Source organism: Arthrobacter stackebrandtii (assembly GCF_017876675.1).
Classification (GTDB): domain Bacteria; phylum Actinomycetota; class Actinomycetes; order Actinomycetales; family Micrococcaceae; genus Specibacter; species Specibacter stackebrandtii.
On record NZ_JAGIOI010000001.1, the window covers coordinates 3,213,237 to 3,231,143 of the forward strand.

Below are 17,907 nucleotides of genomic sequence, written 5' to 3' on the forward strand. Positions count from 1 at the left end.
CGGCACGAGCCACCGCCACGGGGCGGCGTCCGGACACTTGCCAGGGCAGAAAATTGTGGAGGAAGCATGACCCAGATCGCCAGCGAACTGAGCTTTTCGCAGCAGCTGAACCAGAACCCGAAGAGCCCGGCCGAGCGTGAAGCCATTTTGGCCGATCCCGGTTTCGGCGACTATTTCACCGACCACACGGCCGTGGTGGATTTCAAGGTCGACGCGGACGGGCAGGGCGGGTGGTCGAATGCGCGCATTGAACCGTACGGGCCCATCCAGATGGATCCGGCCGCGGCAGTGCTGCACTACGGCCAGGAGATTTTCGAGGGCATGAAGGCGTACCGCCACGCCGACGGCTCGATCTGGACGTTCCGCGCCGAGGCCAACGCCGCACGCCTGAACGCCTCCGCCCGCCGCCTGGCCCTGCCGGAGCTGCCGCCGGAGACATTCCTGGAATCGCTGCGCCAGCTGGTGCAGGCGGACCAGGACTGGGTGCCCTCGCGCGACGGCGACGCCCTGTACCTGCGCCCGTTCATGATTGCCACCGAGGCATTCCTGGGCGTGCGCCCGGCCCGCGAGGTCTCCTACCGCGTGATCGCATCGCCGGCCGGAAACTACTTCGGCGGCGAGCTCAAGCCCGTCTCCATCTGGCTCACCACCAGCTTTGCCCGCGCCGGCGAGGGCGGCACAGGAGAGGCCAAGTGCGGCGGGAACTACGCCGCATCGCTGGCGGCCCAGATGGAGGCCGAGGCCAACGGCTGCAAGCAGGTGCTGTTCCTGGATCCGCACAACGACAACGCGGTGGAAGAGCTCGGCGGCATGAACATCTTCTTCGTGTTCAAGGACGGCACGCTCGTCACCCCGGAACTCAACGGGCACATCCTGCATGGGATCACCCGTTCCTCGGTCATGCAGCTTGCCGCAGACCGCGGGTTGAAGGTTCAGGAACGCAAGATCACGATCGACGAATGGCGTTCCGGCGTTGCCTCCGGCGAGATCACCGAGGTGTTTGCCTGCGGCACGGCGGCAGTCATCACCCCGATCGGCGAGCTGAAGACGGCCGAGGGCACCATTGCCTCGCCTGCCCAGGGCATCGGCGAGGTCACGGCCGCGATCCGCGAGCAGCTGGTCGGCATCCAGACCGGTGTCATCGAGGACCTGCACGGCTGGCTGACCCGCCTGGCGTAGCCCCCGTCCGCGGCGCCCCCGCCTGCCTTGCGGCGGCCGCCCGTTTTATGCGCCCGTTCCCCCTAAATGCGCCCCGACGTCCGGGCGCATTTAGGGGGAACGGGCGCATTTTTGTTACGCCGGACGGCGGGGCACCGCCCCCGGCTTGGGCGGCCGTGGTGAACTTGGGGTATTCATTGGTGAAATGACTGTAGGGGGAATTGTGAAAGAACTGTTCGACTTGTCGTTTACGCGGTTTGTGGCGCCCAGCGTTGCCCGCATTGTTTACATTGTGCAGATCGTGGTGGTGGCGCTGTCCTACCTGATCGGCGTCATTGCCGCGTTCAGCGAGGGCATCGGGCTGGGCCTGTTTGTCCTGGTGATCGTGGGCCCGCTGCTCGCCGTGTTCTACCTGGTCCTGGCCCGCGTGGGCCTGGAATCGCTCATCGCCACCATCCGCACCGCGGAAAACACGGCAGAGCTGGTGCGCCTCCAGGGCGGGAACTACCCCACCGCACAGCAGGGCACGCCGCCCAACTACCCGCCGGCACCGCAGGATCTTCCCCCGGCGCCGCCGCAGTTCTAACTGCCGCCAGTTCACAGAAGTGGCCCCCAAAACACCCCACACAGGGTGATTTGGGGGCCATTGTCCGTTTTGGGGAGCCTGCCCTGCCTGAAGCACGACGGCGGCGCGCGGCCTCCGCCGGAAGCGGCAGCTCCGCCGTCGGGCCCGGTGACGGCACGGTCAAGACGCCCGGGACCCGGTTCTGCCGGTGGTAGTGCACCGCCGCCACACTGTGGCCCGGCACCTGGGCGCCGCCGAATTGGACAGGGCTGTAACGTCCGGGCCGGATCCGGAAACTATGGGGGTATGGCGGCATTTACCGGCCGTTCGGACAGGCAGCTGAGGCAACAGGAGGATGGCCATGTGGATGCGAACAGCCGCGGCGGCGGCAATTTTGGCGGCAGGGGGACTGGCAGTGCCGGCCGGTGCCACGGCGGACCAGGCCTCCGGCCCGGACCCCGTCCAGCAGCCGACCCTGGCCGCCCACCCGCTTGAGGGCACCGACCCCGTGTCCACCGGGTGCCACATCGGAGCCCATGTGGTGACGTCCTGGGGCATGCACAATGACGTCTACGACGAGGTCCAGGGCCTGGCCCAGTTGGTTTACTCACCGGCGTGCGGCACCAACTGGGTCAATGTGTACGGGTTCACGCCCGGCAACTCCTACAGGGTCGTTCTCTTCGACCACGATGGCGGCAGCGCGTCCTTTGAAACCAGCGTCGGCGCGGGCAGCAATGACGCCACCTTGCAGAAATATGCTCCGGGAAACAGCTGCGTGGCAGTGATGTGGCAGATATCGAACACCACCAGCCTGTTCCGTGAAGGCTGGGGCACCAGCACCATTTGCTGAACCGTGGCGGCCGCCCCGCGGCTGCACCAGACTGGTGAACGAGGACGACGGATGGAGGGATCCGGTGCCGCAGACACAGCAGGACAGCTTTCTGGCACTTTATGAGGCTTTCAGCCCGCGCGTGCTGGGCTATGTCAGACGCCGGATTTCTTCGGACCAGGCCGCCGAGGAGATCACCGCGGATGTCTTCCGGATCGCCTGGCAGAAATCCGGCGTCGAGCCCGATCCGTCCATCGGCTGGCTTCTCAATGTGGCCAGGAACCTGATCGGCAACGAGTACCGCCGCAGGGCCCGGGCCGCGCAGCTGCAGGACAGGCTTCGTGAAAGTGAACGCCTCAATGCCCAGGGCGGCGGTGACGACGGATCCAGGGCCGCCATCGCGGCAGCCCTGGAAAAGCTGAGGGACAAGGACCGGGAAATCCTGCTCCTGAGTTATTGGGAAGGGCTCACACTGGCGGAAATCGCCACGGTGCTTGCCTGCCGGGAGGCCACAGCGAGGGTCCGGCTGCACCGGGCCCGGAAGTCTTTTGAACTGGCGCTGCCCCAACGGCTCCGCCCCACCGGGAGGGATTGAGATGGACCCCATCGAAGCAATGCTGCGCAGCATCAACCCCGTGCCCGACGAGACAGCACCCACCACCCCGGCACCCATGCCGGACCTGGCCGCCACGCCCCGCAGCCACGCACGCCCCTCCCGGCTTGCGCCGCGCAATCCATGGTTCACTGCGGTGCGTGCCGCAGCCGTCGTCCTGGCCGCGGTCGTCGTCATCGCAGCCGCCGGCTTCCTGGGTGTGCTTGCCGAGGGCCTGCTGAAGCCGCAACCTGCCATTCCCACGCCCGTTCCTTCACCAAGCACGACGGCGGCCCCCACCCCAGCGGCCTCGCCGCCGCCGAGCACGTCCCCGGCACTTCCTGCCGCACCTCCCAGCGATCCGTACACCGGGGCGGCCTGCGCCTTCCGGAACGTTTTGGCCGAGGGGCAGGGCGGGCAGCTGGCGGGCAACATCGAGCAGTTCCCCGACGACTTCAGGGTCCTCGGCTGCGCCGGCTCATGGCTGGCGTTTGAACTGACTGACGCCGGCTACCAGCGGCTCCTGGACCAGGGGGCGGGCGAAGGGGCTTTCGGGGTGTACCACTTTGCCCGGTTCAACGTCGGCGGCTACGTCTTCCACCCCGAGCTTTCGGTCGCCGGCTGGAACACCGTCGAACCGGTTGGCGGGACCATGGCTGAGAAGGCCGTGGAAATGGACCGGCAACTGCAGGAAAACCTGGGCCTCCTGCCGGTGCTGCGCCCGGCCCTGGTGGGCGGGGCGCCGGCCAGCCCCGACGCGACACCCGCACCCCCTCTGGAGGCCGGGGTGGACGACCCCAACAAGGGCTCGGACTGCAGCATCGGCAAGATGACAACGGTGGCCGGGAGCGGTGACTGGGTCGCGGAGGACATGGCAGCCCACCCGGAGAATTACCGGGTGGTGCACTGTGCCGGCGGCTGGCTGGCCTTCCAGCTCAGCGAGACCGGCCGGCAGGCCTGGCTCGACGACACCCGCGCCAGCGGCCGGGTCCACGAAGGCGCCGACTCCTTCTATTTTGCGCAGCACGATGGCACCGCGTACGCGTTCACACCCGGGACATCCATCCCGGACTGGGCGTCCCGCACAGGTGCCGGAGCCGGCCCGGAAGCCATGATTGAATCCTTGGAGCGGGACATGGTCGCGGCCGGAATTCCTGCCAGGATCCGGATACTGCTGCTGGGCGAGCCTCCGGAGTGACCGGCCCGGGCGCCGTCGTTCGCAAACAACCGGCCGGGCCTGGAACCGATACACTGAAATACATGCGCATAGCCCGATTTGTAGTAGACAATGACCCCATGTACGGCATCGTGGAAGGGGAGTCCGGCAGTGAAATCGTCACCGTCATCAAGGGTGACCCCTTCTTCAACGGCATCGAGCGGACCGCCGAGAAGCACCCGCTGGACGATGTCCGCCTGGTGGCCCCGATCATCCCGCGCTCCAAGGTCATCGGCGTGGGCCGCAACTTCGCCGAGCACGCCCGCGAACTCGGCAACGAGGTGCCCGAGAACCCGCTGATGTTCCTCAAGCCGAACACCTCGGTCATCGGCCCGAACGAGCCCATCGTGCTGCCGGAATTCTCCGAGGAAATCTCCTACGAGGCCGAACTCTGCGTGGTCATCGGCCGCATCTGCAAGGACGTCCCGGAAGACCGCGTGGAGGAAGTCATCTTTGGCTACACCTGCGGCAATGACTTGACGGCCCGCGACGTCCAGGCCGGCGACGGCCAGTGGGCCCGCGCCAAGGGCTTCGACACCTCCGCCCCGCTCGGGCCCTGGATCGAGACCGAGCTGGACCCCGACGACGTCTACATCAAGGGCTGGCTCAACGGTGAGCTCCGCCAGGACGGCAGCTCCAACCAGATGGTGCGCAGCGTCCGCGAACTCGTCTCGATCGTCTCCCACGCCTTCACCCTGCTCCCGGGCGACGTCATCATGACCGGCACCCCCGCCGGCGTCGACCTCCTCCAGGCCGGCGACCGCTACGACGTTGAAATCGAGGGCATCGGCCGCCTCTCCAACCCGGTGGTCCGCCGCTAGCAATCGTCCCGCAGGTGCCGCCGCCGTCTTTCGCCAGGAAGCACGACGGCGGCACTTGCGTTTTGCCTCCCCGTTCCCGACGCCGCATCAGATAAGTCCCTTTTTTCCCCAACGCCGCATCAGATAAGTCCCGCTTCTCTCCGACGCCGCATCACCCGTCCCTGACCCAGCGCCGGTGCCTCACGGAATGGACAACTTTAGTCGGATGTGGCGGCACTGCACCGAAAATTAGGCTCGAAGCATGAACATGAACAAACGAGTTGTGAACCGCCGCCTGGCGGCCGTGCTGCTGATTTTTGTAGTCGCCGTGGCCGATGTCCTGCTGTCCTTTGTCTCCATCGGGATGGGGCTGGAGGGCGGAACCGTCCCCGACTTGACCGACGGCGGCGGGGCCGAGAACCTGCTCTGGGCCAGATTCGCCATTGCGCCGCTCCTGGCCCCGCTGGGTGCGGTCGCGCTCATCTGGCGCCACCGCTTCCCCCGGTCGGTGGCGGCGGCAACGTCCGTCCTTGGAGCCCTGTCCCTCAGTGGCTTCGCCTTCATCGTGGCCCTGTTCCTGCTGGCCAGGCGCCGCCTGGACTGGTGGGTGGCTGCTGTCATGGCACTGGCACTGGCCGCAGAGGCCCTGCTCGGCACGGAGGCGATGGACTGGCAGATTGCACTTTTGGGTGTGGCCATGCTGACGGCCATTGCGGCTTTGGGAGCGTACCGCGGCCAGCGGGCGCGGCACCGCGAAGCCCAATTGAATGCCCTGAAGGAGCGGGCAGACCAGACGGAGGCCAGGCATGCCGCTGACGTAGAACACAGCCGGCTCGCAGAGCGGCACCGGATCGCCCGCGAAATGCATGACACACTTGCCCACAGGATGTCGCTCGTGGCAGTCCAGGCCGCAGCCCTGCAAGTGGATGCCCCGGACGAGGAGACCGCCGGCTCAGCCCGCCTGATCCGCGAAACAGCACACGCGGCCCTGGGCGAATTGCGCGATGTCCTCGGCGTGCTCCATCAGGACGGCGCCGCGAGCGCGGATGCAGCGTCGGCCGGGAGCCAGTGGATTCCCGTGGCGAACAGCCGTCCGGGAGTCGCTGCTGCCGGAACCGATGGCCAGGTCCGCGCGGCGCCGTCGGGGGTTGCACAGATCCCCGGGCTGCTGGAGGAGTGGCGCCAGGCCGGGGTGGCGGTTGACTACGACCCGGACCCGAACCTGGGGGAAAACCTGCCGGACGCCGTCAGCCGGGCGGCCTTCCGCGTGGTCCAGGAAGGCATCACGAATGTTGCCCGCCATGCCGCCGGGGCAGATGCCGAGGTGAGACTGGAAACGCACGGTGCCGAACACGACGGCACCGGCGCCGGCCGCAAGGAACTGCGCATCGTGGTCTCCAACGGCCCCGGGGGCACGGCCGAACCCGCTGCGGGTGCCGGGCTGGGCCTCGTCGGCTTGGGAGAACGCGTCCAGCTTCTGGGCGGAACCCTGGAACATGGCCCCACCTGGTCCGGTTTTCAGCTGGAGGCCCGCATACCATTTACGGAGCAGCCCCCAAGCGGCACCCCGGAAGGAACCACCGAGTGAGCGCGAAGATCCGCGTCATCGTCGCCGACGACGAACAGCTCGTCCGCGCGGCCCTCGTCAAGATGGTCAACTCCCGCCCCGACATGGAAGTGGTGGGCGAGGCGGCCAGCGGCCCGCAGGCAGTGAGGTGCGCGCAGACGCAACGGTCCGACGTCGTGCTCATGGACGTGCGCATGCCCGGCGGCGACGGCATCACGGCCACCGCCGCCCTCCGTGCCCTGCCCGCCCCGCCGCAGGTCCTGGTGCTGACCACTTTCGACCTTGACGACCATGTGTTCGCCGCGCTCGAGGCCGGGGCGGCCGGGTTCCTGCTCAAGGACACGGACCCTGAGCGGCTGTTCCACGCCATCCGGGCCGTGGCAGCGGGAGAGGGGATGCTGGCGCCGACGGTGACGAAGCGGCTGATCGACCGAACCCGGGAGCGGGCCGCGGCGGCGAGGTCGAATGCCGCGGCGGCCCGGCTCGAGCGGCTCACGGCGCGCGAGGCCGAGGTGCTGGACGCGATTGCGCAGGGCATGAGCAACGACGGGATCGCGCGGTCGCTGTTCCTGAGCGAGGGCACCGTGAAGACTCACGTCTCGCGCATCCTGGCGAAGCTGGAGCTGGAAAACCGGGTGCAGGCGGCCCTGCTGTTCCGGGATTCCCGGCAATGAATGCCCGACGGCGGACACCCGGCCTGGGTGCCCGCCGCCACCCCGGCGCGGGGTCGGGTGTGTTACCCGGCGGCGGCGGAAATTGCGGCGGCGTGCTCCGCCCAGTGGTTGGAGGCCGGCAGCGACCGCAGACCCTTGTTGAACAGGGCAAGAAATGCGGCGGCTGCGCAGGTGGCGGCACAGGCCAACAGAATTCCCGTCCAGCCCAGCCAGGCGTAGCCGAAGCCGGCAATGAGCGGGGACAGGGGAGTGGCGCCCAGGGTCAGCAGGTCCAGGGCGCTGCCGGCCCGGCCCAGCATGTCGGAGGGCACGGCCACCATGAAGTAGCCCAGAAGTGCGGCGTTGATGGACGGCCCGCCGAAGATCGCCACGGCCTGGACCACCAGGACGGCAGGCACCTCGTGGACGAACGGCAGCACGGCCAGGGCGGCGGTCATGAGCAGCAGCCCGGCGATGACGACCCGCCCCGCACCGGCCCGCTTGACCAGGGGCGCCGCCACGAAGGACCCCAGCAGCATCCCAACGCCGATGCCCGCCGAGACCATGCCGATCACAGCCGGCGTCTCTCCCCGCTGCTGGAGCCCGAACACCACCGCCGTGATGGCCGAGTTCAGCCCCAGGTTGATGACGGTGGCCAGGATGACGATCCCCCGCAGCTCCCGGCGGTGGAACAGCCAGGTGATGCCGGAGGCCGCCTCCGCTGCGAACTTCCGAAAGACGCCCCGGCCCGCCACCGCAGGAGCGCCGGGTGCGCCTGCCGTGGATCCGCCCGGATCGCCAGCGGCCTGGCCTGCGTCCCGGGCATCTGCGGGTACCGACCCCGGCCGCAGGTCCGTTCGGATCATGAGGGCTGAGACGACGGCGATGAGGTGGGCCGCCGCCGTCGCCGCAAACGGCAGCGCCCGCCCGAATCCCATGAGCACGCCGCCAACCGGGCCGCCGGAGAGGGCGATCACGGAATCGCGGGCCTCGTTGGCGGCCATGGCCGGGCCGATCTGCCGGGCCGGCACCACGGATTTCAGTGCCGCGTTCGAGGTGGAACTGAAGAAGCCGTTGCGCATGGCCATGAGCAGGTTCAGGACGGTCAGGAGCCAAAAGTCCAGGTGCCCGGCCATTTGCAGCCCGGTCAGCACGGAGGCAATGGCCAGGCCTGTCAGCCCGCCAACAACCATCAGGGTGCGCCTGTTGTGGCGGTCGGCCACCACGCCGCCGGGGAGCGTGGCCGCGATCCGCCCCACCTGGCCAATCCCCGCGATGATGCCGGCCTGGGCCGGGCTGCCGGTGATGTAGAGCGCCAGCAGCGGCACGGCAAAGCCATGCAGTGCCGAGCCAAATGCGGTGAACGTGTCGGTGGCAAGCCACCAGCGGTAGTGGGGGTTTGCGAGGAGCCGTGTGGGGGTGGCATCGGCCTGCCGGGTGGTGGACATGCGCCGAGCCTATACCCGCAAATAAACTTGCGCAATATAAATTGTGCAATTATTTCTGCCTGTTTGTACACTGGTCCCATGGCAACGGAAACACCAGGCACGCCCGCGGGGGAGCGGCCCGCCCGTAAGCGCGCACAGCCCCGCACCATGACCTCGCCCATGCTCAAGGCCATGGCGAGCCCGCTGCGCCGGCGGATCGTGTCGGTGCTGGCCGCCCAGGACTACGCCCGGGCCACGGACCTTGCGCAGCAGCTGGACGTGCCCGCGAACAAGCTCAGCTACCACCTGCGTATCCTGGCCGACGCCGGCATGGTCCGGGAAGCCCCGCAGTTTGCACGCGACAACCGCGACCGCGTCTGGCAGGCCGCCAACGAGGTCTACCGGCTCGGCTCGCCGGAGGACCCCACCCCGGACCGGGAAGCGCTGTCGCTCGGCGCCTACCTTTCCCAGATGGAGCTGGACCAGCACGCAGCCCTGTCCCGCGTGCTCGCCTGGGTGCCTGACTACGCCACCGGCCGCGACGCCGAACCCAAGGCGGAACTGGCCATCGGCACGCTGCGCCTGACCCCGGCCGAGGCCAAGGACCTCTTCCAGGACATCGAACGCGTCGTTGAGGCAGCCCGCAAGCTGCACCGCGAGCCCGGCGAGCCCGGCGTGAAAACGTGGGACTACACGTTCATGGCGGTCCGCGAAGACCTCTAGAAATTCCATGCCCGACGGCGGAGCGTGCCAGCCGCAGCCGGCAAGCCTTGCGCTGTGGCCGCCCGCGCCCGGGCCTCTGCCCAGCTGCGCATAGTAGAATCGACAAGTCTTTCGCCGGCCGGGTCGAGATTTTCCGCGACATCACGCGGTTCTGCACAGAAAGGCAGTCACCTATTTAAGGATTCCTGCGTGTCACACGACGTCACAGACACAGCCCCCACGCCTTCCGGCGGAACCCACGTCTCGGCAGAGGGCTACCAGCAAACGCTCTCCCGCCGGCACGTGACCATGATCGCCATGGGCGGGGCGATCGGCGTCGGACTCTTCATGGGCGCAGGCGGGCGGCTGGCCTCAACCGGCCCGGCACTCATCTTCTCCTACGCCATTGCCGGCGTCATCGCATACCTGCTGATGCGGGCGCTGGGCGAGCTGATCATGTACCGGCAGACGTCCGGGTCCTTTGTCTCCTACGCGGGGGAACTGTTCGGCAAGAAGGGTGCCTACCTGTCCGGCTGGATGTACTTCATCAACTGGGCCATGACGGGCATTGCCGAGCTCATCGCGATCGGCCTTTACTTCCAATACTTCTTCCCGGGCGTTCCGGTGGAGCTCAGCGCCCTCTGCGCCCTGGCCCTGCTGGTGGCGGTGAACCTGCTCAGCGTGAAGGCGTTCGGCGAGTTTGAGTTTTGGGCCGCGTGCCTGAAGGTCGGCGCCATCGTGATCTTCCTGCTCGTGGGCACGGCGATGGTGCTCATGAACACGCAGGTGGGCGCCTCGGAGGCCTCGGTCGGCAACCTTTTCATCGGCGGGAGCATGTTCCCCAAGGGCGGGCTGGTCATGATCCTGGCCCTGAACGCCGTCATCTTCGCATACAACGCCATCGAGCTGGTGGGGATCACGGCCGGAGAGATGAAGAATCCGGAACGGGAAGTGCCCAAGGCGATTCGCGCCGTCGTGCTTCGAATTGTGGTGTTCTACGTGGGCTCGGTGTCGCTGCTGGCGATGATCATGCCGTACGACCAGTACAAGTCCGGCGAAAGCCCCTTCGTGACGGTGTTTTCGGCGATGGGCCTGGACTGGGTGGGCTCCGCCATGAACTTTGTGGTGATCACGGCGGCCCTGTCCTCGTGCAATTCGGGGCTGTATTCCATTGGCCGGATCTTCCGCACCATGGCCAACAACGGCCATGCGCCGCACTGGCTGACACGGATGTCCTCGCGCTATGTGCCCTACGCGGCCATCCTGAGCATCGCCGCCGTGTACGTGGTGGGCGTGCTTGCCAACATTTGGCTGGGCGGCTCCTACGCGTTCGACCTGGCGCTGAACACCGCATCCATCGGCGTCATCTTCACCTGGGCCTCCATTTTCGCCTGCCAGATCATGCTGCGGCACCGGCGCGGCAAGGTGTCCTCGCTGCCCATGCCGGGGTCTCCTTGGACCAGCTGGGTGGGGCTCGGCTCGCTCATGGTGATCACGGTGCTCATTGGTTTTGACACCATTGCCAAGCCCGACGGCGGCCAGTTCCTCCTTGGTCTGTGGACCCTCTGCACGATTCCGGTCCTGGCGCTGGTGCTGTGGTTCGGCTGGCAGTTTGTGAAGAAGAACGAGCCGAAGAACGAGCTGTTCAGCTGAGGTAGGCGGCGGCAGGCGCTGAGGCCGGGCCTGCCGCAGGCACCGATCAATTTGCCTCGAACCAGGCTTGGCCCGGGCCTGGAAGCCGCACGCCGTGCGATGCTGCGGGCCCTCCGGCATCCCCACCCGGGTATGGCCCGCGTGCCCACCCGGCATCTGCGATCCGGCCAATATGACGAAGATTACAGCCATGTGACGTGGAGCGCATCGAAAACTTTGGATTTATTTTGTTAGTGAAGTTTACTAACAAACATGAATTCAGTGTTGTTTGGCCACGGACGGAGCCTGCGGGCCTCGTCAAAAGTGCTGCTCGAGCACGTCCGTGGACACAACCGCTCGCTTGTTCTTCAAACGCTCTACAGCGGCGGTGAGCAGTCGCGCGCCGACCTTGCCCGCCAAACGCGCCTGACCAAAGTGACAGTCTCCGACCTCGTTTCCGAACTGCTGGCAGATGGGCTAATCATCGAAACCGGGCCGCGCGAATCCGGTGGCCCGGGCAAGCCGTCGATCGGTTTGGACATTGCACGGTACAGCTGGCACGTGATCGGGATCGATCTTTCCGACGCTGAATCGTTCGTCGGGGCACTGCTGGACCTGGACGGCCAGATCATTGCCCGCGTCGCCGTCGGCCACAACGGATCAAGCGGGGCCGAAGCTGTCACCGTGATCACCAACATTGTGCTGCAGCTCAAGGCGGCGGCCACGGCCCCCATCATGGGTGTCGGCGTGGGCACCCCAGGTGTTGTCGACCTCGACGGCGTGATTGTCTCGGCACCCAATCTGGGCTGGGTCGGCATCGACCTGCGGCGCGAACTCGCGGCAGCTTCCGGGCTCACCGTCGTCGTGGCGAACGATGCGAACGTTGCCGTTCTTGCCGAGCACACCTTTGGCGGAGTTGAGGACGACCTGCTGCTCATAAGGGTTGGTCTCGGCGTGGGGGCCGGGCTTCTTGTCAACGACACAGTCGTCTACGGACGCGATTTTGCCGCAGGGGAGCTCGGCCACGTGGTGGTCGGCACCGGTGACGGGCCGCTCTGTGCCTGCGGCATGCGCGGATGTCTCGAGGCCTGGTTGAATGTTCCCCGCCTCACCGCCCAGATCAATGCCATTCCCAGCGACTCGGTGGACCCCGCCGAAGATCGCGCCCACATTCTTCGGGAGGCCGGACGATGCCTCGGGATCGTCCTGGCTCCTGTTGTCGGTGCACTCAACATCAACGAAATCGTGTTGAGTGGACCAATTGCTCTTCTTGATGGTCCGTTGGCGACAACAACTGTCGAGACCATCCGGAGTCGCTCGATGGCTGAGTTCACTTCAGACCTCAGCCTCCGGATGACCTCGGAAGGTCAAGACATCGTCTTGCGAGGCGCGGTTGTCTTGGTCCTCTCCGGACAACTCGGAGTTTCCTAGAAGCTCCTGCATCAACGGTGGTGGCAAAACGCTTTCACCTTCATCCCCGAAAGGAATCAACAAAATGCGCAAGTTAGGCCTTGTAGCGATTGGCGCTGCCGCCATCCTCGCCATGTCCAGCTGTTCAACCGGAGGCAACGATAAAGCCGCAGCCGACTCAGGCAAGATCACGGTCTGGGTCGTCGGAAGCGACACCCCCGACACTGCCCGTGCCTACTTGAAGGACACCTTCGAGGCAGAGAACAAGGGCTGGACCCTGCAGGTTGAAGAAAAGACCTGGGCCGATGTGAGCGACACCTACGCGGCGGCGCTGCAGTCGAACGACGCGCCGGATGTGGTCGAGATTGGCAACACCCAGACGGCAAGCTTTGCCGACCAGGGTCTTATCGCTTCGATTGAAGACCAGCGCAAGGCCCTCGGCTCAGAGGACTTCCTCCCCGGCCTGGAAGAGTCAGCCACCTACAACGGTGAGCTCTTTGCGGCTCCCTACTATGCCGGTGGACGCATCGTCTTCTACAGCAAGCAGATCCTGGGCAAGACCCCGGTTCCCACAACGCTCGACGAATACGTTGCCACAGGCGTCTCCACCGCGACCGACAAGCGCTCGGGCATCTGGGCTCCGGGCCGTGACTGGTACAACGCACTTCCCTACGTGTGGGCACACGGCGGTTTCATCGCCGAGCAGGAAGGCGACACCTGGAAGGCCGGCTTCTCGAGCGACGGCGGTGTCAAGGGCCTGACCCAGCTGCAGGAGGTCTACACCAAGGCTTCACGCGCTGCCAAGGATGGCGACGAAAACGGCCCGCAGGTTGCGTTCTGCGCCGGCGAGACCGTCCTGCTCTCCGCACCGGCGTGGGTGCAGTCCTCGATCACGGCACCGGCCGACGCAGAGAACCCCGGCTGTGCCGACACCTACGGTTCAGACCTTGAGGCCTTCGCACTTCCCGGCCTCAAGGCAGGCGAGACCGCACCGATCTTCGCCGGCGGCTCCAACATGGCTGTAGCCACGAAGAGCGCCAGCCCGGAGAAGGCCCGTGCCGCACTGGCCGTCATCACTTCCAGCGGATACCAGAAGCTCATGGCAGAGGGCGGCCTGACCCCCGGCATCCTCTCCGCCGCAGAGTTCCTGCCCGACACCCCGGTTGCCAAGGCGCAGGCCAAGGCGCTCGCCAACTCGAAGGTAACCCCGACCACCCCGAAGTGGGCCGAGGTTGAGGCAGCACAGATTATTCAGGAGGCGCTGGTCAAGATCGCCCAGGGCGGCGATGTCAAGAAGGTCGCGACCGACCTCGACGCGCAGATCGAAGGCATCCTCAACAGCTAGTCTCCACCGCTAGTTCGTTGCAACGTTGAAGGTGAGGGGCGGTGCCCGCCATGGGTAGCGCCCCTCACCTTCAACGTTGCCCCCAGCATCCGAAACAATCCAGAGGAGCAGCCGATGAGCGCGCCCCCACTTGAGCGGCAATCTGCCGCTCGCCCGACAAAGTCGGGCAAACGGCAACCCAAGCCATTCAGCATTACGGTGCGTGGGCACAAGATCCCCATCGCCCCGTGGGCGTTGCTCGCCCCCAGCCTTATATTGCTCGCCGTCATGGTCGGATATCCAACCATTGTCATGGTGATCAACTCGTTCTCTGATTACCAAATCAAGAACAAGATGACCGGCACTCCAGCCAACTTTGTTGGTTTCGACAACTACATCGCGATCTTCAGCAAGGGAGACTTCCCGGCGGTGCTCGCCAGGAGCCTCGGCCTCATGGTGGTGCTCACCATTCTCATCCTTGTCGGCGGCATGCTCTGCGGCCTGCTCATGACCAAGCTAACCAAGGGTTGGCGCCTGCTTGTCTCGATCGGCCTGCTGCTCGCATGGGCCATGCCGCCGCTGTCCGCGACTGTCGTCTGGGGCTGGATCTTTGACACCAACTATGGGCTGGTCAACTGGCTCCTGAACACCATTACCGGCTCAGAAACCTTCTACGGGCACTCGTGGCTGATGAACCCGTGGTCATTCATGATGGTGCTCGTGATCATCGTTGTATGGCAGGGCATCCCCTTTGCCGCCTTTACGTTCTATGCCGGGCTCGGCCAGATTCCCGGCGAGGTGCTCGAAGCCGCGCAACTCGATGGCGCCACCCCCTGGCAGCGCTTTCGCTTCGTCGTCACTCCCTACATGCGCAACATCATCACGGTGGTGCTGATCCTTGAAACCATTTGGAACCTTCGCATCTTCACCCAGGTTTATGCACTGCAGCAAAGAGGCGGGCTCGCCTCTGAAACAAACGTGCTCGGCACCTACCTTTTCCGCCAAGGCCTTGGTGAATTCGGCATCACAGCCGCCATCGGCGTGGTCATGGTCCTGTTGCTCATGGGCATCTCGTACTTCAACGTTCGCAACACCCTGAAAGAGGAGGAAGAGCTGTGAGCAGCAATGCCACTACCGCTACACGAACGCCCAACCGCCAGCGGCAGGGCCTCAACCACAGTGGATTGAGCGAGGCATCAATCGCCGAGCTCAAGCGCGGCAGGGTCAAACGCGCCGCCAACCGAACCTTGATCAACGTTGTGGCACTCCTCGTGTTCCTCGGCTCCATCTTCCCGGTCTATTGGATGGTGAACATGTCGTTCACCCCGAGCAACAAGATCATCAGCCGGGATCCCAGCTTCATTCCGCTGGACTTCACCTTGAAGAACTATGTCACCGCGTGGACGCGGGAGGCTGCTCCGGGCCAGACGGACTTTCCGCACGCCCTCGCCTCCAGCCTCACACTCGCCGTGTGCGTGGTTGCCGCCTGCCTGCTGTTTGCCTTTCTTGCCGCAATCGCCTTGGCCCGCTTCGCGTTCCGTGGCCGCGTAGCCTTCATTCTCTCCGTCCTGGTCGTGCAGATGATCCCTGGCGAAGCCATGATGTTCACCATCTACAACATGGTGGATGACTGGCGCCTGCTCAACACCCTGTTGGGCCTGGGCATTGTCAACCTCGCCGCGGTGGTTCCCTTCACCATCTGGACGCTTCGAGGCTTTGTCAACGGCGTGCCAGCCGATCTTGAAGAAGCCGCTCAGATCGACGGCTGCACCAAGTCCCAGGCCTTCTGGAAGGTCACCTTTCCGCTGCTCGCCCCCGGTCTCGTCTCCACCGGCATCTTCTCCTTCATTCAAACGTGGAACGAGTTCACCATGGCGTTGCTCATGATGAAGGGGTACAACCTCACATTGCCGCCGTGGCTGAACTCCTTCCAGTCGGCCACCGAGGCCACCAACTGGGGCGCCGTCATGGCCGGGTCGACCCTCATCGCGTTGCCCGTTGTGGTCTTCTTCCTCTTTGTCCAGGGCCGCATGACGGGCGGGCTCGTCAGCGGAGCTGTGAAGGGCTGATCACACAACTGCCCGCGTTTTAACAACGAGAGGCCCCGACACAACACAACCCATGGGTTGCGTTGTGTCGGGGCCTCAAGCATGCCGGGCGGAAAGCCTCCCGCTAGACGCCCGCATCCGTGGCCAGGGAAGCCGCGTCAGGTGCTCCCGCCCCAAGCTCGGGTGAGCGGTGAAAGTTGATGCCAAGCCGGTCAAGGCGGGCGCAGAACGCGGCAAGGCGTGGCGCGATCTCTTCGAAGCGACGCGGCCCGGAGACCTGTGACCACGCGATCTCCGCCACGCACGCCAGCCGGGGAAAGACCATGAACTCAACATCGGAGGACGTCTCCAACGTCTCCGTCCAGACGGGCGCCTCCACACCGAGCAGTTGCGCCTCCGTGATGCCCTCGACCAGCGTGGCCGGGTCCCATTCGTAGGAGTCGGCGAGTGAAATTGTTCCGGCCCAGCCTTGTCCGAGGCGGGTCTCGTCCGGGTAGTGCATGTCGAGGTAGCTGTGCTCGGCGGGGGACATGATGACGCTGCCGCCCTGCTCCACGAAGGAACGGATCTGCGGGCCCACCTTGGCATGATCTGCATGGCGCCCCCAGTATTGCCCGATGGTGCCCGTTGGCAGCGCATCGGCCTGTCCCATTTCATGCCACCCAACCAGGGTCTTTCCGGTTGCCGCAGCGACTGCGGTGGCGCGGTTGATGAATTCCACGAATTGTTCCTGTGTCAGCGTGAGTGATTCATCGCCGCCGAGGTGGAGGTACGGGCCGGGGGTCATGGCCGCGACTTCCCGGACCACGTCATCAATGAAACGGTAGCTGGAGTCCTTGTTGATCGCCAGGGATGTGAAACCGACTTCGATGCCGCGGTAGGGCTCGCGGAGGACACCGTCTTCGTTCAGCTCGGCATAGCTGGCCAGTGCTGCGTTGGTGTGCCCGGGGATGTCGATCTCGGGAACGATGGTCACAAAACGTTCGGCCGCGTATGCAACCAGCCCTGCGTAGTCTTCCTTGGTGTAGAAGCCGCCGGGCCCGTCCCCGGTCTCGCTGGCGCTGCCGATCTCGGTGAGCAGTGGCCAGCTGTCGATTTGGATGCGCCAGCCCTGGTCGTCGGTGAGATGCAGGTGAAGATGGTTGATCTTGAGCATGGCGATCGCATCGATAAAGCGCTCGACGTCGGCCACCGGGAAGAAATGCCGGGCGACGTCGAGCATGGCGCCCCGGTAGGCAAAGCGGGGTGAATCGTTGATCGTCACGCTCGGCACGTGGTGCGCGGCTGCCGGGAGGGCGTCGGATGCAGCCCCGGCTGCGTCCGGGGCAGGAACAAGCTGACGCAACGTCTGGGCGGCGGCGAAAAGTCCCGCCGGGTGTGCAGCGCCCAGCCATGCTCCGGAGGCGTCCGTTGTCAGGGAATATGTCTCGGTTTCCGGCCACGCAAGGTCTTCGCACGTTTCTGCCGAACCGCCGGTGAGGGCCAGCACGACGTCATGGGCGCCTGCCTTGACGGCGTCGGCGCCTGTCCCCGTCCCGCCGTCGACAACGGGCAGTGCGAGCCCGGTGTCCACGCGCAACCAGTCCGCAAGCTGTGCGGCCACGGCGGCGGCACCCCCACCCGTCGCAACGAGCCGCGATTCCGGCGTGAGGGTGAATGCCTCGGCGGCATGCTCAATCAGGGACACAGGATGGGGGATGACAGAGACCATGGGGGAAGCTCCAAGAGGTGGCAGGTGGCAGGTGGCAGGTGGCAGGTGGCAGGTGCACGGGAGCGTGCAGCACAGGACAAATTACTCTGCTCTACAAGGTATGTCAGGAAACCTAACAAACAAAGCAGTTACCAGGCATGTGTCCTCCATGGGGCCCGACTTGATTCGCAGGCAACTTGGGGCTAGCGGCCATGGCCCGAATGGGGGTGTCGCAGGCCAGTGACGTGACGCTCCAGGGCCAGCCCGGAACACGGTGATGGCCCCTCCATGGGC

16 protein-coding genes are annotated in these 17,907 nt (G+C 65.7%); 14 read left to right on the forward strand and 2 right to left on the reverse strand.

Annotated features, from left to right (window positions below; all coding sequences use genetic code 11):
• The first annotated feature begins 66 nt into the window (after positions 1–66).
• From JOF48_RS13995 to JOF48_RS14030, 8 genes are all read left to right on the forward strand, one after another.
• The gene (locus JOF48_RS13995; protein WP_209681628.1) at positions 67–1,179 is read left to right on the forward strand and encodes a branched-chain amino acid aminotransferase; all 1,113 of its coding nucleotides are present in this window, start codon (positions 67–69) and stop codon (positions 1,177–1,179) included.
• Between the two features lie 184 nt (positions 1,180–1,363).
• Positions 1,364–1,744: a DUF4282 domain-containing protein gene (locus tag JOF48_RS14000; protein WP_209681630.1), complete on the forward strand. Its 381-nt coding sequence runs from the start codon at positions 1,364–1,366 to the stop codon at positions 1,742–1,744.
• A 340-nt stretch (positions 1,745–2,084) separates the two neighbouring features.
• Positions 2,085–2,573: a hypothetical protein gene (locus JOF48_RS14005; protein ID WP_209681632.1), complete on the forward strand. Its 489-nt coding sequence runs from the start codon at positions 2,085–2,087 to the stop codon at positions 2,571–2,573.
• A gap of 64 nt (positions 2,574–2,637) precedes the next feature.
• Positions 2,638–3,147: an RNA polymerase sigma factor gene (locus JOF48_RS14010; protein WP_209681633.1), complete on the forward strand. Its 510-nt coding sequence runs from the start codon at positions 2,638–2,640 to the stop codon at positions 3,145–3,147.
• Position 3,148: 1 nt separating this feature from the next.
• Entirely contained in the window at positions 3,149–4,342 is a 1,194-nt protein-coding gene (locus JOF48_RS14015) for a hypothetical protein (RefSeq protein ID WP_209681635.1), read from the forward strand.
• Between the two features lie 62 nt (positions 4,343–4,404).
• Positions 4,405–5,181, forward strand: a complete 777-nt coding sequence (locus JOF48_RS14020) for a fumarylacetoacetate hydrolase family protein (RefSeq protein WP_209681637.1) — start codon at positions 4,405–4,407, stop codon at positions 5,179–5,181.
• A 241-nt stretch (positions 5,182–5,422) separates the two neighbouring features.
• Positions 5,423–6,748 (forward strand): sensor histidine kinase, encoded by a 1,326-nt coding sequence (locus JOF48_RS14025; RefSeq protein ID WP_209681639.1) that lies wholly within the window; start codon positions 5,423–5,425, stop codon positions 6,746–6,748.
• Positions 6,745–7,401 carry a response regulator gene (locus tag JOF48_RS14030; protein ID WP_209681640.1) on the forward strand — a complete coding sequence of 219 codons (657 nt, stop codon included), beginning with the start codon at positions 6,745–6,747 and terminating at the stop codon, positions 7,399–7,401. The genes JOF48_RS14025 and JOF48_RS14030 overlap by 4 nt, the downstream gene beginning before the upstream one ends.
• Before the next feature lie 62 nt (positions 7,402–7,463).
• Here the strand turns inward: JOF48_RS14030 and JOF48_RS14035 are convergent, their stop codons facing one another.
• Entirely contained in the window at positions 7,464–8,828 is a 1,365-nt protein-coding gene (locus JOF48_RS14035; protein WP_209681642.1) for an MFS transporter, read from the reverse strand.
• A 78-nt stretch (positions 8,829–8,906) separates the two neighbouring features.
• Here JOF48_RS14035 and JOF48_RS14040 point away from each other — a divergent pair, with 78 nt between their 5' ends.
• The 6 genes from JOF48_RS14040 to JOF48_RS14065 all read left to right on the forward strand — a co-directional run bounded on the left by JOF48_RS14040 (position 8,907) and on the right by JOF48_RS14065 (position 15,944).
• Positions 8,907–9,530 (forward strand): ArsR/SmtB family transcription factor, encoded by a 624-nt coding sequence (locus JOF48_RS14040; RefSeq protein ID WP_209681644.1) that lies wholly within the window; start codon positions 8,907–8,909, stop codon positions 9,528–9,530.
• 189 nt (positions 9,531–9,719) lie between these two features.
• Positions 9,720–11,162 carry an amino acid permease gene (locus JOF48_RS14045; RefSeq protein ID WP_342591249.1) on the forward strand — a complete coding sequence of 481 codons (1,443 nt, stop codon included), beginning with the start codon at positions 9,720–9,722 and terminating at the stop codon, positions 11,160–11,162.
• A 252-nt stretch (positions 11,163–11,414) separates the two neighbouring features.
• Positions 11,415–12,572, forward strand: a complete 1,158-nt coding sequence (locus JOF48_RS14050; RefSeq protein ID WP_209681645.1) for an ROK family transcriptional regulator — start codon at positions 11,415–11,417, stop codon at positions 12,570–12,572.
• A 64-nt stretch (positions 12,573–12,636) separates the two neighbouring features.
• Complete coding sequence (locus JOF48_RS14055; RefSeq protein ID WP_209681647.1) at positions 12,637–13,896, forward strand: extracellular solute-binding protein; 1,260 nt, start codon at positions 12,637–12,639, stop codon at positions 13,894–13,896.
• Positions 13,897–14,010: 114 nt separating this feature from the next.
• A complete protein-coding gene (locus tag JOF48_RS14060; RefSeq protein WP_209681649.1) occupies positions 14,011–14,994 on the forward strand; it encodes a carbohydrate ABC transporter permease in 984 nt (327 codons plus the stop codon).
• A gap of 80 nt (positions 14,995–15,074) precedes the next feature.
• Positions 15,075–15,944, forward strand: a complete 870-nt coding sequence (locus JOF48_RS14065) for a carbohydrate ABC transporter permease (RefSeq protein WP_425353739.1) — start codon at positions 15,075–15,077, stop codon at positions 15,942–15,944.
• Between the two features lie 103 nt (positions 15,945–16,047).
• On the opposite strand, the gene JOF48_RS14070 is transcribed toward JOF48_RS14065, so the two are convergent.
• Complete coding sequence (locus JOF48_RS14070; protein WP_209681650.1) at positions 16,048–17,634, reverse strand: family 20 glycosylhydrolase; 1,587 nt, start codon at positions 17,632–17,634, stop codon at positions 16,048–16,050.
• Between the last annotated feature and the right edge of the window lie 273 nt (positions 17,635–17,907).

Coding starts and splice junctions, on each gene's coding strand:
- JOF48_RS13995 (WP_209681628.1), top strand. CDS start 67: ATGACCCAGATCGCCAGCGAACTGAGCTTTTCGCAGCAGCTGAACCAG.
- JOF48_RS14000 (WP_209681630.1), top strand. CDS start 1,364: ATGACTGTAGGGGGAATTGTGAAAGAACTGTTCGACTTGTCGTTTACG.
- JOF48_RS14005 (WP_209681632.1), top strand. CDS start 2,085: ATGTGGATGCGAACAGCCGCGGCGGCGGCAATTTTGGCGGCAGGGGGA.
- JOF48_RS14015 (WP_209681635.1), top strand. CDS start 3,149: ATGGACCCCATCGAAGCAATGCTGCGCAGCATCAACCCCGTGCCCGAC.
- JOF48_RS14020 (WP_209681637.1), top strand. CDS start 4,405: ATGCGCATAGCCCGATTTGTAGTAGACAATGACCCCATGTACGGCATC.
- JOF48_RS14025 (WP_209681639.1), top strand. CDS start 5,423: ATGAACATGAACAAACGAGTTGTGAACCGCCGCCTGGCGGCCGTGCTG.
- JOF48_RS14035 (WP_209681642.1), bottom strand. CDS start 8,828: ATGTCCACCACCCGGCAGGCCGATGCCACCCCCACACGGCTCCTCGCA.
- JOF48_RS14040 (WP_209681644.1), top strand. CDS start 8,907: ATGGCAACGGAAACACCAGGCACGCCCGCGGGGGAGCGGCCCGCCCGT.
- JOF48_RS14050 (WP_209681645.1), top strand. CDS start 11,415: ATGAATTCAGTGTTGTTTGGCCACGGACGGAGCCTGCGGGCCTCGTCA.
- JOF48_RS14055 (WP_209681647.1), top strand. CDS start 12,637: ATGCGCAAGTTAGGCCTTGTAGCGATTGGCGCTGCCGCCATCCTCGCC.
- JOF48_RS14060 (WP_209681649.1), top strand. CDS start 14,011: ATGAGCGCGCCCCCACTTGAGCGGCAATCTGCCGCTCGCCCGACAAAG.
- JOF48_RS14070 (WP_209681650.1), bottom strand. CDS start 17,634: ATGGTCTCTGTCATCCCCCATCCTGTGTCCCTGATTGAGCATGCCGCC.